Below are 15,175 nucleotides of genomic sequence, written 5' to 3' on the forward strand. Positions count from 1 at the left end.
CCAAGGCTAGGCACCAGCAGTTTCGGCCGTGTTTCCTGCCGGTAAGCGTCGCGAGAACTGTGGATGGATGGCAGTGCAGTTGAGGCTTCCGGCTCGACTTTCCGGGTGGACGTGGCGACGGCCACAGCCTAGCGGCGCACCAGTGTCCGCAGGAGTTTCAGCGCCACGGAGATCGAGACGATATCCACCTGCCCCGGTTTGGTCACTTCCGCGAAGGTGTCCTTGATCCGTCCCAGCTGCTCCTGGCGCCCACGCTCCCACACCACGATGCGCTCCACGGCATCGGACGTGCCGGCGTCTGCGGCAGTAAGGCCCTGGGTGGTCTCCATCACCGAGACGGTCATGTCCGCTACGGCGGAATACACATCATCGCGCAGGGCGGCCCGCGCGAGGGCTTCCCAGCGGCTCTGCCGCGGCAGGTCGGTGATGCTGAGCAGCAGGTTCGCGGCACCGATTCGCTGGAACACCGAGTAGTACACGTCGGCGATGGTGGCAATCGGTTCGCGCACCTGTTCGGAGATCACGGAGATGTCCAGCAGCCCGAAACTCTCCAACATGTCCGAGGCGCGCAGGCCCAGCTCACGGGGCATCCCCACAGCGTCCCAGTGCGCGAGCCTCTCCTGCACACGGTCCAGGTCGGAGCCGCGGAGGTAGTCCCCGGTGGAGGTCCGGAGCAGTTCCAGTGTGGGCTGGATCCTGCCCAAAGCCGCGTCCACCGGCTGGTCGCGATGGTCGTGCGTCACGTACCACCGCGTGGCCCGGTCGAGGACCCTGCGCATGTGCAGGGTCGCTTCAGCGACGTGTTCGTTGGGATATCCGGCGGGGAGTGCGGCCAGCCGGTTGACGATCCACGCCAGGTCGAAGGCTTCCCGCGCCACCACAAAGGCCTTGGCTACACCGGCGGCCGTCGCAGTGGTTTCCTCGATGGCGCGGAAGGCGAACGTGATTCCGCCGAGGTTGATCATGTCGTTTGCCACCACTGTGCACACGATCTGGCGGCGCAGCGGATGGGCCTCCAGCTCTGCTTCAAAGCGTTCGGACAGCTGGCGCGGGAAATAGCCGCGGAGGACGCGCCGGAACCACGGGTCGTCGGCAAGGTCGCTGGAGTTGAGCTCCGCTGCCAGTTCGATCTTGGCGTAGGCGGCCAGCACCGACAGTTCCGGCGCGGTCAGACCCTCACCAGACCGCAGCCGTTCCCTGAGTTGTTCGTTGCTTGGCAGGCCCTCCAGCCTGCGGTCCAGGTCGGTGGCGTTCTCGAGCCAGTCCATGGTCCGTTCGAAGCCCGGGCTCCACTCCCGCACCAAGTGCCGGTCGTTGAAGAGCAGGACATTCTGGTCCGCGTTATTGGCCAGGACAAGACGGGCCACCTCGTCCGTGAGGGAATGCAGGAAGCCGGTGCGTTCCGGCGACGGCATCTTTCCCGCCGCGATCATCCGGTCCACGAAGATCTTGATGTTCACCTCATGATCCGAGCAGTCCACGCCCGCTGAATTGTCGATCGCATCGGTATTCAGCAGGACGCCGGACAGGGCGGCCTCAATCCGCCCGAGCTGCGTGATTCCCAGGTTCCCGCCTTCGGCGATGATCTTCGCCCGCACCTCCTTGCCGTTGACCCGGACGGGGTCGTTCGCCTTGTCGCTAACCTCCGCGTTGCCCTCCGACGAGGCCTTGACGTAAGTTCCGATGCCTCCGTTGTACAGAAGGTCCACGGGCGCCCGGAGGATGGCCTGAAGCAGTGCGTGGGGTGGCAGCGACACGGTGCCCGGGTCCAGGCCGAGAGAGCTCCTGACCTGTTCCGTGATGCTGATGGACTTGGTCCGGCGGGAGTGGACACCGCCGCCTTCGCTGATCAGCGCTGGATCGTAGTCCGCCCAGGATGAGCGGGGGAGGGCAAAGAGCCGACGCCGTTCCTCGAACGAGGACCCTGCCTCCGGCGCCGGGTCCAGGAAGATGTGCCGGTGATCGAAAGCCGCCACCAGTCGGATGTGGCGGGAGAGGAGCATCCCGTTCCCAAAGACGTCACCGCCCATATCGCCGATGCCGGCAACTGTGAAGTCCTCTTCCTGGCAGTCCACCCCGAGTTCGCGGAAATGGTGTTTCACCGATTCCCAGGCCCCGCGGGCTGTGATGCCCATCTGCTTATGGTCATAGCCCACGCTCCCGCCGGACGCGAAGGCATCGCCCAGCCAGAAGCCGTACTCCGCTGCCACCGCGTTCGCAGCGTCGGAAAATGACGCTGTTCCCTTGTCCGCCGCCACCACGAGGTAATAGTCGTCGACGTCGTGCCGCACCACGCGAGCCGGGGGCACCACTGTTTCGCCGTGCGCGGTGGTGACCAGGTTGTCGGTGACATCCAGCAGCCCGCGGACGAAGATCCGGTAGCATTCCAGGCCCTCCGTCAGCCAGGCGTCGCGGTCCAAGGACGGGTCCGACAACTGTTTGGGATAAAAACCGCCCTTGGCGCCGGTTGGCACTATCACCGAGTTCTTCACGTTCTGCGCCTTGACCAGGCCAAGGACCTCGGTGCGGAAATCCTCGCTTCGATCGGACCAGCGCAGCCCGCCCCTGGCCAGTGCGCCGAAGCGCAGGTGGACGCCTTCCACACGGGGCGAGTACACCCAGATTTCATATTTGGGACGGGGAAACGGCGCACCCGCGATGGCGGAGGGGTTCAGCTTGAAGCTCAGGTGGGGCTTCGCCTGGAAGTAGTTGGTGCGGAGCGTGGATTCCACCAGGTTCATGAAGGTGCGCAGCAGCCGGTCGGCGTCCAGGACGGGAATGTCGTCGATCGCGGCCAGCAGATCCCTCCGCGCCGCGTCGGTGTCCCCGAACCGGCGTGGCCCGTCCAGGTCGGGATCGAACTTCGCGCGGAACAGTGCCAGGAGCGCGTGGGTTGCCCGGACATTGACCAGCAGGGTATCGGCCATAAAGCCATAGGAGGTCGTCGTGCCCAATTGCTGCAGGTACTTGGCATAGCTGCGCAAGATTGCCGCCTGGCGCCATTCGATGCCCTCCCGGAGGACGAGGCCGTCAAAGCGATCCGATTCCGAGGCCCCGCGCATGGCAGCTCCGAAGGCATCCCCGAGCAGCCCGCTGGTCCGGGCCGGATCCACGCCGGCCGGGTACCGGACGCCAAGGTCATAAAGGAACAACGCCCGGTCGCTCCCGCGCATCACATCGAAGGGCCGTTGGTTCAGCACCTCCAGTCCGAGGTTGTGGAAGAACGGCAGGATCCGCGTCAGGCTGTGGGCCGTAGTCAGGTAAAGCCGGATCCGGGCGTCTTCGGCCAGCGTCGGGGACGCATCTGTGCGAACATAAACGGCCAGCTGAGGATCGTTCAGGGGTCGCCCGCCCGTGCCGTCGAGATCGAACAGCTCAAACGTCTTGATGTCCTCAACCGCGTCCTCGACCTCGAAATCGGCCCGGTAACCGGCCGGGAAGGCGGCGGACCACAGCGCCGACAACCGGCTGGCCTCCGCCGACGGCAACCTGTCACGGAGCGCTTCGTCCAGGCCTTCGGCCCAGGTCCGCGTTGCGCTGATAATGCTCCGCTCCACTGCAGCGGGATCGACGTCGGGCATCCCGCCGGCGGGCAGCAGTATCCGGAAGAACACGCGGGCCATCGGCGATTCACTCAGCCTGACTTCGAATTCGAGCGAGGAGGACCCGAAAGCCTGTTTGAGCTCGCGTTCGATGCGGAGACGGACGGCCGTGCTGTACCTGTGCCGGGGGAGGAACACCAACGCGGTCATGAAGCGCCCGTACGCGTCAGAGCGCAGGAACACCCGTGTCTGGTGGTGGGCCTGCAGGAGCAGGATCTCACGGGCAAGCCCGGAAAGTTCATCCAGGTCCCGGTGGAACAGCTCGTCCAAGGGGAAGGACTCAAGGACGGTGAGAAGCTGTTTGCCGGGCTGGGACGCCTCGGTGAAGCCGAAGCGCTCCTGGATGGCGCGCACCTTGTCCCGGATGACCGGGATGCGCCGCACGGACCGGCCCGTCGCGCCCGGAGCGAAAAGGCCCACAAACCGTACTTCTCCCGTGGCCTTCCCGGCGCTGCCGAAGGTCCGGACGAGGATTTCATCCAGGTAGGCGGGGCGGGGGACGGAGGACCTCAGATCAGAAATTGAAAGGGTGAGGACCTGCGAATGGGGCAGCCCCGTGACGGTCTGGCGGGCCTCCGGCCGCCCGTCCCGGAGCAGGCCCAGCCCCGCGCCGGGCCGCAACGAAACAACATCCGGACCCTCCGCCGTCGAATATTCATATTCGCTGTATCCCAAAAACGTGAAGTTGCCGCGGTCCAGCCAGCCCAAGAGCTCACTGAGCTGCTCCGGCGTCGGAACCATGCCGGCGGGCAGCAGGTGCAGGGAGCTGATGGCGCGGGCGAGGCTGGCGTGGATGGCAGGGGTGTCATCAGCGACCAACTGGACGTCCGCCAGGACACGCCGCACGTTCGCGGTGAGCTCCGCGACGGCCCGCGACCCCGGCAGGCGGCCTATCTCCGCCGCCACCCAGGTTTCGGATAGCCACCCCGGCGGGTCCTGGGCGGTGCCGGTCGCCGCGGTACCCGGGATACTGGCGATTCGGACCGCCGGTCCGGACTGCGCTAACCCATGCCGTACTTCCATCAACCGGTCAGTCCGCGGATCCCGCCGGACCAGAAAATTGGGATGCACCAGTAGCCGGATTGACTCGTTTTGGCGGCCCAGCTCCGCAGTGAGCGAATGGATCAGGTGCGGAATGGCGTCGGCAACCACCAGCAGGACGCTGGCGTCGCTTTCGTTCAGGATGTGGACGGCCGCCGTGCCTGCCGGGCGGCCGTCCGCCAGTTCCGCATGGTGCCTGGACCGCTGCTCCAGGTTTTCGGGACTGTAGCCTTGGAGGTCCTCCGGCGCAGCGTGCTCGTAGTACGCCGCGAGGAACTGTTCATCGAAGCCAGGGAAGACGCCGCCGGGCGCATGCCCCGGGTGTACCGATTTGCGTGACATGCCCCTGCGCCTCCACTGCGCGGGCTCAACCGCATGCCGCGGCCGACCATCCTGTCCCCACGCCTGTTTTCATCATCGCCGCGTTCCCGTGAGCAGTCCAGACCCGGCAAACAGGGTACGCCCGCCGGGGACGGACGGACCGGCCCGCTACGCCGGACGGCCGGTGGGATCCTCCGCCGTCGGATCCGCCAGCGCCAGGCCGCCGACGGGGCTGTCGTCCCAGTGGATGAGCTCCCAGCCGTGGTCGGGATCGCCTTCCAGCGCCACGATTCCGGTGTTGTCCAGCACGTGCCTGATAGCAAAATCCGGTTCGATGTTGGCTGCCCGCAGGCCGGCCCATACCCGGATGGCGGCGCCGTGGCTGACCACGGCCACGGATCCTGAGCCCCCGTTGACGCGTGCCGCTATTTTGGCGATCGCGGCGTCGTAGCGGTCGAAGAAGTCCTGGCCGCTGGGACCCGCAGGCATCCGACGGTCCAGCTCGCCGACCGCCCAGGCAAAAATGGTCCCCAGGTACCGCTTGTGCGATTCGTGGTCCGTCAGCTTCTCCAGCGCCCCGGCTTCGATCTCCTGAATGCCCTCAAGCACCTCGGTTTCCAGCCCGTGCACCCGGGCAAGGGGTGCGGCCGTGATCTGCGTGCGGATCAGGGTGGAAGCGTAGAGGGCGTGGATCCGCTCGTTCGCCAGAGAGCGGGCCAACGCCTCCGCCTGGCGATCGCCGTGTTCTGTCAGCCCGGGCCCCGGGTGCGCCGTGTCCAGCTGGCCGAGGACGTTCCCGGGCGTCTGGCCGTGCCGGATGAGCAGAAGCCTCATTTGAGGTGGTCCACCAGCTGGTCCGCGATGCCCGTGTACTTGCCCGGGGTCAGTGCCAGCAGCCGGGCTTCGGCGTCGGGGGACAGGCCGAGGCTCTGGACGAATTCCTGCATCCGGGCGGCGTCCACGCGGTGTCCGCGGGTCAGGTCCTTGAGCCGCTCGTACGGGTTCTCCATGCCGTCGACGCCGGCGATGGCCTCGGCCCGCATGACCATCTGGATGGCCTCGCCGAGGACTTCCCAGTTGGTGTCCAGGTCCGCGGCCAGCACGTCCTCGGCAACCTTGAGACGGTCCAGGCCCTTGGCGACGTTCGAAATGGCGAGCAGCGAGTGGCCGAACGCCACGCCGATGTTGCGCTGCGAGGAGGAGTCGGTGAGGTCGCGCTGCCAGCGGGAGGTGACCAGGGTAGAGCCCAGCACGTCCAGCAGGCCGGAGGAGATCTCGAGGTTGGCCTCCGCGTTCTCGAAGCGGATCGGGTTCACCTTGTGCGGCATGGTCGAGGAGCCCGTGGCGCCGGCCACCGGGATCTGCACGAAGTAGCCGATCGAGATGTAGCTCCACATGTCGGTGCAGACGTTGTGCAGGATGCGGTTGAAACGCGCGACGTCGGCATAGAGTTCGGCCTGCCAGTCGTGGCTTTCGATCTGGGTGGTCAGCGGGTTCCAGGCCAGGCCCAGGCCCTCGACGAAGCCCTTGGCGACGTGCTCCCAGTCGGCGCCCGGGACGGAGGCAACGTGGGCGGCGTAGGTACCGGTGGCACCGTTGATCTTGCCGAGGTATTCGGTCCGGGCAATCCGGTCCAGCTGCCGGTTGAGCCGGTGCGCAATGACGGCCAGTTCCTTGCCCAGCGTAGTGGGAGTGGCGGGCTGGCCGTGGGTGCGGGAGAGCATCGGGACCGCGCGGTTGTCCTCGGCCATGGCGCTGATCTGGGCAACGAGGGCGCGGGCCGCAGGCAGCCATACGTCCTCCACGGCCCCCTTGACGCCAAGGGCATAGGAGAGGTTGTTGATGTCTTCGGAGGTGCAGCCGAAGTGCACCATGGCGGTCAGCCGCTCGATCCCGATGCCGGGCAGGCGCCGGCCGATGTAGTACTCGACGGCCTTGACGTCGTGGACCGTTACCGCCTCGATCTCGGCCAGCTCGGTGACGGAGGCGGCGTCGAACTCCGTGACGATCGCCCGCAGTTGTTGCTGCTGTTCTGCCGTGAGCGGGCCGGCCCCGGGCAGGACGTTGTTGCCGGTCAGGTGGATCAGCCACTCAACCTCCACAGCCACGCGGTCGCGGTTCAGGGCCGCTTCGGAAAGGTAGTCGACCAGCGGCGCGACGGCGGACTGGTAGCGGCCATCCAGCGGGCCGAGCGCGATCTGGTGGTCTGACGCGGCGAGGGCCAGGCGTCCGGACGGCGTGCGGGTATCAGCTGTGGCGGCAGTTTCAGGCATGTGCCGATTCTTTCACGAAGTGCCGCCGGGCCTTAAGCGCACCTGTCCTTATGACATTGCCGTATGACTTAGCCGGCGCGTAGCGGACGGCTGTACGGGCGTTGTCCACATAGCCTGGCGGCGCTCTTCAGCCGGTCCTCGGCTGCCCGCTAGCGTCGGTTCATGGGTAGTTGGATGTCACAGGGTAGTGGGATGAGGCCGAGATGAGGTCGATCAGCGGGATGGCACCGGGACCGGCGGGCAGCGTGGCTGTTTTTGGCGTGACGGCCGCCGATGCCCTCGAGTGCGCTTCGCGCAGTTATGAAGTCCAGCAGCTCGCTGCGCGCGTTGCGAGGTGCGCCGATGAAGCGGACGCCGTGCTCGCCGCCCTCGCCCGGCTTGAGCTCCAGACGTGGCAGTCACCGGCCGGCCGCGCCTACCGGCTGGCCTTGTCCCTGCACGCGGCGGCGCTGCGCCGAAGCCGGGATTCCCTGCTCGATGCTGTTGCCATGGTGCTCCGGCACGCCCGGAATGTGGCGCAGCCCGCGGACCAGATGGGCCCCTGATGGCCGAGGTGACGCCGGCGGGCTCCGGCGGCACCCCCGTGGTTTCCGCTCCGCCGGCCGACGGCAGCCTGCGCATCCGGGGCGGAATCGGCGGGGTGAGCTTCCAGTTTGAGGAGCTGCTGGCCGGCGCCGCGGCACTGGACGGGCTGGTCCGGCAGCTGCAATCGGTCGAAGTGGAGGCCGACGCCGTCCGGCGCGCACTGTTTCCCTATCAGTCCGACTCCTACACCAGCGGCAGCAACGCCATCATCGCCGTGGGGGAGGCCGGCCGGGAGGTCGGACGCGTCCGGTCGCAACTTCAGCACATCGGCGACGACGTTCGCGCCAGTCACCGTGAATACGAATATGCCGAAGCCCGGAATGCCTTGCTGCTGCGGATGGGATTTCACGGCTCCGAGTACGGTGCAGTGCCGGAGCCCTTCGCCCTGCCCGGGGTGCGCGGCACCGTTGAAGACTGGGTCGCCATGGCGCCCCGGAATCTCGCCGTGCTGCTTGGCCTGCCCTGGCCCCTGGCCGCCGTCGCCGGAGCCCTGGGCGGGCCCACGGACATCCGCCGCCTCGTCCGGGACGCCTCGGAAGCGCCGGGGCTCGTGTTCCTCAAGCCCCGGCCTGTCAGCATCGTGGGCCGGGAGACGTTTACGGCCGACGTCGACCTCTCACCGGCGGGGCTGTTGCGGCGGGCAGGAGCAGTGGGTGAGCAGGGTGGCCGGATCGAGGTCATCGAGGTCGACGGCGGGAGCCGGCCGGCGTGGGTGGTAGTCATTCCCGGAACCCAGCAGGGCGACCTGCCGGAGGGCGCCAACCCCTTTGACCCCGCCGGAATCGCCGAGGCCCTGGGTTACGACTCGGAATGGACGGCAGGCGCCGTCCGGCAGGCGTTGCGGCAGGCCGGGGCCGAAGCCGGTGATCAGCTCGTGGCCGTCGGCTACAGCCAGGGTGGGATCCACGCGATGAACCTCAGCAAGGACCGGGCGGTCCTGGCCGAATACGATCTCAAATTCGTGCTGACGGCGGGCTCGCCGGTTGGCGGTATCAGCCCGGAGCCGGGGATCCGCAGCCTGCACCTGGAACACGAGCAGGACTGGGTGCCGGGGGCAGACGGACTGCCCAACCCGGACACCAGGGACCGGGTGACCGTGACCCTCACCAACCCGCTGGCTGTGCCGCCGCTGCAGGACTTAGGCCTGGGTCCGGGGCACCGGCTGGAGAATTACGCCGAGGGGGCCGCGCTCGTCTCGGCGAGCCGGGACACCACGCTGAAGGACTCCACGGCGGCGCTGGCCGCAGTGGTGGGGACCGGCGGGGCGGCGACGGTGACCCGGTTCTCGCTCCGGCGCGAGGTCAGGCCGGTGCCGCGGGCAACGCCCGCACTTCCTTCAGGACCGCGGCACAGCCCGGGCGCCTCTAGCGGTCGAGGGCGGGAAGGAAGCTCGCCACGAGGGACACCAGGCTGATGATGATGGCGGCGAACACGGCGGTCCAGAAGAACGAGTCGATGGTGAAGTGCACAGTGGTGTAGCTGCTGATCCAAGACGTCAGGTAAAGCATCGCGGCGTTGATGACCACGGTGAACAGGCCCAGGGTGAGGATGGTGATCGGCAGCGACAGGAGGCTGACGATTGGCTTGACGAACGCATTGACCAGACCGAAGATCAGGCCGATGAACAGATAGCCCAGGATGATGTTGATGGTGCCGTTGCCCTGGGTGGAAATATCCAGGCCGGTGAGGATCCAGCAGGCGATTGCCAGGGCGAGCCCGTTGATGATGACCCGTACGATGAATGAGCGCATGGCCTCATGCTGTCATACGCCACGCGGCGACGGCAGGGACCATATTCCCCCATGATTCCCCCCATGGCGGCGGCGTCATCCCCATGGGGGCGGCGATCGTATCCCCCAACAGCGGCAGCGACCCGAAGTAGGCTAGTTGGCATGACTTCATCAGAGAACCCGGCCGGGGGCATCAGGCCCCGTCCGGTGGTAGACCTCCTCCCCCGCTACGCGGCCGGAAAACCCCCCGTCCCCGTGGAAGGCCTGGCCAGCTACAAGCTGTCCTCCAACGAAAACCCGTTGCCCCCGATCCCTGCAGTGCAGCAGGCCATCGCGGCGCAGACCGACTTTAACCGCTACCCCGATCCGCTCAGCAGCAGGCTGCGTGAATCGCTCGCCCGCTTCCTGGATGTTCCCGCCGAGGACATCGTCACGGGCGCCGGCAGCCTGGGCGCCCTGAACCAGCTGCTGACCACCTTCGCCGGCCAGAACGACGACGGCAAGGCCGACGAAGTCATCTATGCCTGGCGCTCGTTCGAGGCCTACCCGATCTGCGTCGGGCTGGCCGGCGCCGAGAGCGTCCGGATCCCGCTGACGGCCGACGGGCGGCATGACCTGGACGCCATGGCCGCCGCAGTCACCGCCCGGACCCGGATGATCCTGCTGTGCACGCCCAACAACCCGACCGGACCCATCCTGACGGCCGAGGAAACGGAGCGTTTCATCAACACTGTCCCGGCCGACGTCGTGGTGGTCATCGACGAGGCCTACCAGGAATTCGTGCGCGCCGGCGACGCCGTGGACGGCATCGCCATGTACCGCAAGTACCCCAACGTCGTCGTCCTGCGGACCTTCTCGAAGGCGCACGGCCTCGCCGGACTCCGCGTGGGCTACAGCGTGTCCCGGCCCGAACTGACGCAGCACCTGCGCGTCGCCGCAACGCCCTTCGCGGTGTCCCAGATCGCGGAAACGGCTGCCGTCACGTCGATCGAGCACTTCGCCGACGTTGTAGAAAGGGTACAAAGCCTGGTGGACGAACGGGACCGGGTCACGGCTGGACTGCGTGAGCTCGGGTGGTTCGTTCCGGAGGCCCAGGGCAACTTTGTCTGGCTCAATCTGGGCGAGAACAGCGCGGAATTCGCCGCCCTCGCGGCGGAACGGGCGCTGTCGGTGCGTGCCTTCGGCAACGAGGGCGTCCGGGTCAGCATCGGCGAATCGGAAGCCAACACTCGTTTCCTGGAGCTCTGTGCGATCTATACAAAACCGCCGCGGCGTTCCTAGCGCTTAACACTGCGCGTTCAGTCCGCCCCGTGCGGATAAAGTAAGGACCAGTAAGCCAAAATATATGCCGGACCTGGAATGTATTCCCGGTCCGGCATATATCCCAGCGATTGCGGCTCATTCGGATGCGGCAAGCAAGGAGACGGTATGGGCGCCACACATCTGCCCTCTACCGAGTTCGACGGAACCGAGATGGATGACCAGCTCGAAGCGGAGGCCGAGGCCCAACTGGGCGCTCCGGCCGAGCCGATGGTGCAGTTGCTGGGCCCTGACGGCACCCTGGGCTCGGACCCCGTGTTCTCAAAGTATGCCGAGAAGCTGGATCCGGACACGCTGCGCGGCTTTTACGCGGACATGGCCAAGATCCGCCGCTTCGACGTGGAAGCCACGGCACTCCAGCGGCAGGGCCAGCTGGCCCTGTGGGTCCCGCTCACGGGACAGGAGGCCGCCCAGATCGGCTCAGGCCGGGCCAGCCAGCCGCAGGACTACATCTTCCCTACGTACCGCGAGCACGGCGTGGCCCTGACGCGGAACGTGGACCTGGCCGAGTTGCTGCGTCAGTTCCGGGGTGTCTCCAACGGCGGCTGGAACCCGAAGGACACGAACTTCCACCTCTACACGCTGGTCCTGGCCGCCCAGACCCCGCATGCCGTCGGTTACGCCATGGGCATCCAGCGGGACCAGAAGCTGGCAGCCGCCAACGCCGTCGGCAGCGGGGAAGCGGGACAGGCCGTGGAGCCCAACGCTGCCGTCATGGTGTACTTCGGCGACGGAGCCAGCTCCGAAGGGGACGTCCATGAATCCATGGTGTTCGCCTCCTCCTACCAGGCGCCCGTGGTCTTCTTCTGCCAGAACAACCACTGGGCCATCTCCGTGCCGAGCTCCGTGCAGACCCGCATTCCGCTCGCCAACCGCGCCAAGGGCTATGGCTTCCCCGGCATCCGGGTCGACGGCAATGACGTGATCGCCGTCCACGCCGTCACGGAATGGGCGCTGGAGCGGGCCCGCGAGGGCCATGGTCCCGTGCTGATCGAGGCGTTCACCTACCGGGTCGGTGCGCACACCACGGCCGATGACCCCACCAAGTACCGCGAATCCGCCGAAGAGGGCCTGTGGCGGGCCAAAGACCCGCTGGAGCGGCTGGAGAAGTACCTCCGGGCCGAGGGCCTCGCGGACGACGGCTTCTTCGAGCAGGTCAAGGCCGACGGCGACGAGCTCGCAGCCTACGTCCGCAAGACCACCTACGACCTCGAAACCCCGGACATCCGGACTGCCTTCGCCAACACCTACGTGGAGGCCCATCCACTGGTGGCCGAGGAACTGGCCTGGTTCGAGGAATACAGCGCAGGGTTCGCCGACGAGGCACAAGCTGAGCAGACAGACAGGGCGGCCCGCTGATGACCACCATGACCATTGCGAAAGCCATCAATGAGGGCCTGCGGGCCACGTTGAACAACAACCCCCGCTCGCTGCTGATGGGCGAGGACATCGGGGCCCTCGGCGGCGTCTACCGGGTCACCGACGGGCTGATCGCCGAATTCGGCGCCGACCGCGTCGTGGATACCCCGCTGGCCGAATCCGGCATTATCGGCACCGCGATCGGCCTCTCCCTGCGCGGCTACCAGCCGGTCTGCGAGATCCAGTTCGACGGTTTCGTGTTCCCGGGCTTCAACCAGATCACCACCCAGCTGGCCAAGATGCACTCCCGCAGCAACGGCAACCTGACCGTTCCCGTCGTCATCCGGATCCCGTACGGCGGCGGCATCGGCTCCATTGAGCACCACTCCGAATCGCCGGAGGCGCTGTTCGCTCACACGGCCGGCCTGCGCATCATCACGCCGTCCAATCCGCACGATGCCTACTGGATGATCCAGCAGGCCGTCGACTGCCAGGACCCCGTGATCGTCTTCGAGCCCAAACGCCGCTACTGGCTCAAGGGCGAGGTCGACACCGAGACCCCCGGCGCATCCGCGGACCCCTTCAGGGCGCACGTGCTCCGCGAGGGCACCGATGCGACCGTCGTCGTCTACGGGCCGCTGGTGCCCGTGGCCCTCGCCGCGGCCGAAGCCGCCGCCGAGGACGGCCACAGCGTCGAGGTAATCGATCTCCGTTCCATCTCGCCGATCGACTTCGACACCGTCACGGCGTCAGTCCGGAAGACCGGCCGGCTGATCGTGGCCCACGAGGCCCCCACCTTCGGCGGCATCGGCGGCGAAATCGCCGCGCGGATCAGTGAACGGGCGTTCCATTCCCTGGAGGCCCCCGTCATCCGCGTCGGAGGATTTCACATGCCCTATCCCGTGGCCAAGGTCGAAGAAGACTACCTGCCGGACATCGACCGCATCCTTGAGGCGCTCGACCGCGCCCTGGCGTACTGACGAGGACCCATGACGCTCAACAAGTTCAACCTTCCCGACGTCGGCGAAGGGCTGACGGAGGCCGAAATCGTCACCTGGAAGGTCAAGGCCGGCGATACCGTGGCCATCAACGACGTCCTGTGCGAGATCGAGACGGCCAAATCCCTGGTGGAACTGCCCTCACCGTTCGCCGGGACCGTTACGGAACTGCTCGTTCCCGAGGGAGTCACGGTGGATGTCGGCACGCCGATCATCAGCGTGAGCGACGCCGTCGCCACCACGGAGCCGGCCGCCGCGGCACCTGCCACCCCGGCGCGGGCTGCCCAGGAACCGGCAGCCGCGGCGCCCATGTACGGCACGCTGCCGGCTGATACGTCCGACGCCGGCGAAGCAGCCGGGCGCCCGGCAGGCGGCCCGCTGGTGGGCTCCGGTCCCAAGGCCGACGCCGTCAAGCGCCGGCGGCGGATTTCCGCCCCGGCGGCCGCGAGCCAAGGAACCCCGGCCGCCATGGCCGCCCCCGGCGCTGCCGCCCCGGTGGCGGAGCCTGGGGCCGCCCCCGCCGGCCCGGCCGACCCCGTTGACCCGCGCCCCTCCTTGGGCGGAGCCATCAGCGGCCTGGTCGGCAAAGTGCTGGCCAAGCCGCCGGTCCGCAAGATCGCCCGGGACCTCGGGATCAACCTGGCCGACGTCGTGCCCACCGGCGCCCGCGGTGAAGTGACCCGCGAAGACCTGGTGAGCTACCAGGCCCAGCGTGACGCCGAGGTGGACAAGGCGGACTCATTCTGGGGCAAGTCCGGCCGCCCGCAGGACCAGCGGATCGAGCGGATCCCGGTCAAGGGAGTCCGGAAGGCCACCGCAAAGGCCATGGTCGAATCCGCTTTCGCCGCGCCGCACGTCAGCATCTTTGTCGACGTCGACGCCAGCCGCACCATGGAATTCGTCAAGCGACTGAAGGCCTCCCGCGACTTTGAAGGCATCAAGGTCTCCCCGCTGCTGATCCTGGCCAAGGCGGTCATTTGGGCAGCGGCGCGAAACCCGAGCGTGAACGCGACGTGGGTGGACAACCCGGACGGCAGCGACTCCGCGGAGATCCACGTCAAGCACTTCATGAACCTGGGCATCGCGGCCGCCACGCCCCGCGGGCTGATGGTGCCGAACATTAAGAACGCCCAGGACCTCTCGCTCAAGCAGCTGGCCCTGGCGCTGAACGAGCTCGCCACCACCGCGCGGGCCGGCAAGACCCAGCCGGCCCAGATGCGGGGCGGCACGCTCACCGTGACCAACATCGGCGCCCTCGGGATCGACACCGGCACCCCTATCATCAACCCGGGTGAAGTCGCGATCGTGGCGTTCGGCACCATCAAGCAAAAGCCCTGGGTCCTGGACGGCGAAGTCATTCCGCGCTGGATCACCACCCTCGGCGGCTCCTTCGACCACCGCGTGGTGGACGGTGACCTTTCGGCCCGCTTCATGGCCGACGTCGCCGCCATCCTGGAAGAGCCGGCACTGCTGCTGGACTAGCCGGCGAAACTGGCCACGAAACTACGGAACCCCGCCGCTGAACCATTCAGCGGCGGGGTTCCTCAGTGTGGGGCCGTTTGGCCCGGGCGGCTCAGTTTCCGGAGTAAGCGGTCAGGATCTGGACCAGCGCGGGATCGCCGCTCATGCCGGCGAGGGCGGCCGAGGCGGCAAACATGAGGCCCGCGAGCCCCACGCTGCACGCGCTGATTCCGGTGAGGAACTTCCAGTCCTCCCGGAACACGCTGCGCAAGGTGTCGGGCATGCGCAGGCCCGGGGCAATCAGGTTAGGCGCGCTGTCGGTTGATCCGTCGTCCAGGAACGCGACAACGCGGCCGGCGCCGCGGTCCACGCGCATGGCGCTGATGTGGTTGCCGTGCCTGGCCAGCAGGATGTCGTGGCCAACCAGCTGGCGGCGCTGAAGAGTGAACATGGGGCTCCCTTGGTAGGTGGGTTCTCGGACGTCC

Annotated in this window: 11 protein-coding genes; 6 read left to right on the forward strand and 5 right to left on the reverse strand. The window is 67.4% G+C overall.

Features of this window, described 5'->3' with window-relative positions; genetic code table 11:
* Positions 1-128: 128 nt before the first annotated feature.
* From AC1DZQ_RS10010 to purB, 3 genes are all read right to left on the reverse strand, one after another.
* Positions 129-4,985 (reverse strand): NAD-glutamate dehydrogenase, encoded by a 4,857-nt coding sequence (locus tag AC1DZQ_RS10010; protein ID WP_476963374.1) that lies wholly within the window; start codon positions 4,983-4,985, stop codon positions 129-131.
* Positions 4,986-5,132: 147 nt separating this feature from the next.
* Positions 5,133-5,798 carry a histidine phosphatase family protein gene (locus AC1DZQ_RS10015; protein ID WP_476963375.1) on the reverse strand — a complete coding sequence of 222 codons (666 nt, stop codon included), beginning with the start codon at positions 5,796-5,798 and terminating at the stop codon, positions 5,133-5,135.
* Positions 5,795-7,237 (reverse strand): adenylosuccinate lyase, encoded by a 1,443-nt coding sequence (purB, locus tag AC1DZQ_RS10020; protein WP_476963376.1) that lies wholly within the window; start codon positions 7,235-7,237, stop codon positions 5,795-5,797. Before purB ends, AC1DZQ_RS10015 begins: the two co-directional genes overlap by 4 nt.
* Before the next feature lie 203 nt (positions 7,238-7,440).
* Between purB and AC1DZQ_RS10025 the strand changes: the two genes are divergently transcribed.
* Positions 7,441-7,782, forward strand: a complete 342-nt coding sequence (locus AC1DZQ_RS10025; RefSeq protein ID WP_476963377.1) for a hypothetical protein — start codon at positions 7,441-7,443, stop codon at positions 7,780-7,782.
* A complete protein-coding gene (locus AC1DZQ_RS10030) occupies positions 7,782-9,236 on the forward strand; it encodes a hypothetical protein (RefSeq protein WP_476963378.1) in 1,455 nt (484 codons plus the stop codon). The genes AC1DZQ_RS10025 and AC1DZQ_RS10030 overlap by 1 nt, the downstream gene beginning before the upstream one ends.
* Here the strand turns inward: AC1DZQ_RS10030 and AC1DZQ_RS10035 are convergent.
* On the reverse strand, positions 9,187-9,573 hold the full coding sequence (locus AC1DZQ_RS10035; protein WP_476963379.1) for a phage holin family protein: 387 nt from the start codon (positions 9,571-9,573) through the stop codon (positions 9,187-9,189). The two genes, AC1DZQ_RS10030 and AC1DZQ_RS10035, sit on opposite strands and share 50 nt — an antisense overlap.
* A 141-nt stretch (positions 9,574-9,714) precedes the next feature.
* Here AC1DZQ_RS10035 and AC1DZQ_RS10040 point away from each other — a divergent pair, with 141 nt between their 5' ends.
* The 4 genes from AC1DZQ_RS10040 to AC1DZQ_RS10055 all read left to right on the forward strand — a co-directional run bounded on the left by AC1DZQ_RS10040 (position 9,715) and on the right by AC1DZQ_RS10055 (position 14,711).
* On the forward strand, positions 9,715-10,833 hold the full coding sequence (locus tag AC1DZQ_RS10040) for a histidinol-phosphate transaminase (protein ID WP_476963380.1): 1,119 nt from the start codon (positions 9,715-9,717) through the stop codon (positions 10,831-10,833).
* A 147-nt stretch (positions 10,834-10,980) separates the two neighbouring features.
* A complete protein-coding gene (locus AC1DZQ_RS10045) occupies positions 10,981-12,231 on the forward strand; it encodes a thiamine pyrophosphate-dependent dehydrogenase E1 component subunit alpha (protein WP_476963381.1) in 1,251 nt (416 codons plus the stop codon).
* Positions 12,231-13,211: an alpha-ketoacid dehydrogenase subunit beta gene (locus AC1DZQ_RS10050; RefSeq protein WP_476963382.1), complete on the forward strand. Its 981-nt coding sequence runs from the start codon at positions 12,231-12,233 to the stop codon at positions 13,209-13,211. Before AC1DZQ_RS10045 ends, AC1DZQ_RS10050 begins: the two co-directional genes overlap by 1 nt.
* 9 nt (positions 13,212-13,220) lie before the next feature.
* A complete protein-coding gene (locus AC1DZQ_RS10055) occupies positions 13,221-14,711 on the forward strand; it encodes a dihydrolipoamide acetyltransferase family protein (protein ID WP_476963383.1) in 1,491 nt (496 codons plus the stop codon).
* 91 nt (positions 14,712-14,802) lie between these two features.
* Here the strand turns inward: AC1DZQ_RS10055 and AC1DZQ_RS10060 are convergent, their stop codons facing one another.
* Positions 14,803-15,141, reverse strand: a complete 339-nt coding sequence (locus AC1DZQ_RS10060) for a hypothetical protein (protein WP_476963384.1) — start codon at positions 15,139-15,141, stop codon at positions 14,803-14,805.
* Positions 15,142-15,175: the final 34 nt, after the last annotated feature.

It is taken from the genome of Arthrobacter sp. P1_C12_2, assembly GCF_056406415.1.

Coding starts and splice junctions, on each gene's coding strand:
- AC1DZQ_RS10040 (WP_476963380.1), top strand. CDS start 9,715: ATGACTTCATCAGAGAACCCGGCCGGGGGCATCAGGCCCCGTCCGGTG.
- AC1DZQ_RS10010 (WP_476963374.1), bottom strand. CDS start 4,985: ATGTCACGCAAATCGGTACACCCGGGGCATGCGCCCGGCGGCGTCTTC.
- AC1DZQ_RS10035 (WP_476963379.1), bottom strand. CDS start 9,573: ATGCGCTCATTCATCGTACGGGTCATCATCAACGGGCTCGCCCTGGCA.
- AC1DZQ_RS10030 (WP_476963378.1), top strand. CDS start 7,782: ATGGCCGAGGTGACGCCGGCGGGCTCCGGCGGCACCCCCGTGGTTTCC.
- AC1DZQ_RS10055 (WP_476963383.1), top strand. CDS start 13,221: ATGACGCTCAACAAGTTCAACCTTCCCGACGTCGGCGAAGGGCTGACG.
- AC1DZQ_RS10050 (WP_476963382.1), top strand. CDS start 12,231: ATGACCACCATGACCATTGCGAAAGCCATCAATGAGGGCCTGCGGGCC.
- purB (WP_476963376.1), bottom strand. CDS start 7,237: ATGCCTGAAACTGCCGCCACAGCTGATACCCGCACGCCGTCCGGACGC.
- AC1DZQ_RS10060 (WP_476963384.1), bottom strand. CDS start 15,141: ATGTTCACTCTTCAGCGCCGCCAGCTGGTTGGCCACGACATCCTGCTG.
- AC1DZQ_RS10025 (WP_476963377.1), top strand. CDS start 7,441: ATGAGGTCGATCAGCGGGATGGCACCGGGACCGGCGGGCAGCGTGGCT.
- AC1DZQ_RS10015 (WP_476963375.1), bottom strand. CDS start 5,798: ATGAGGCTTCTGCTCATCCGGCACGGCCAGACGCCCGGGAACGTCCTC.
- AC1DZQ_RS10045 (WP_476963381.1), top strand. CDS start 10,981: ATGGGCGCCACACATCTGCCCTCTACCGAGTTCGACGGAACCGAGATG.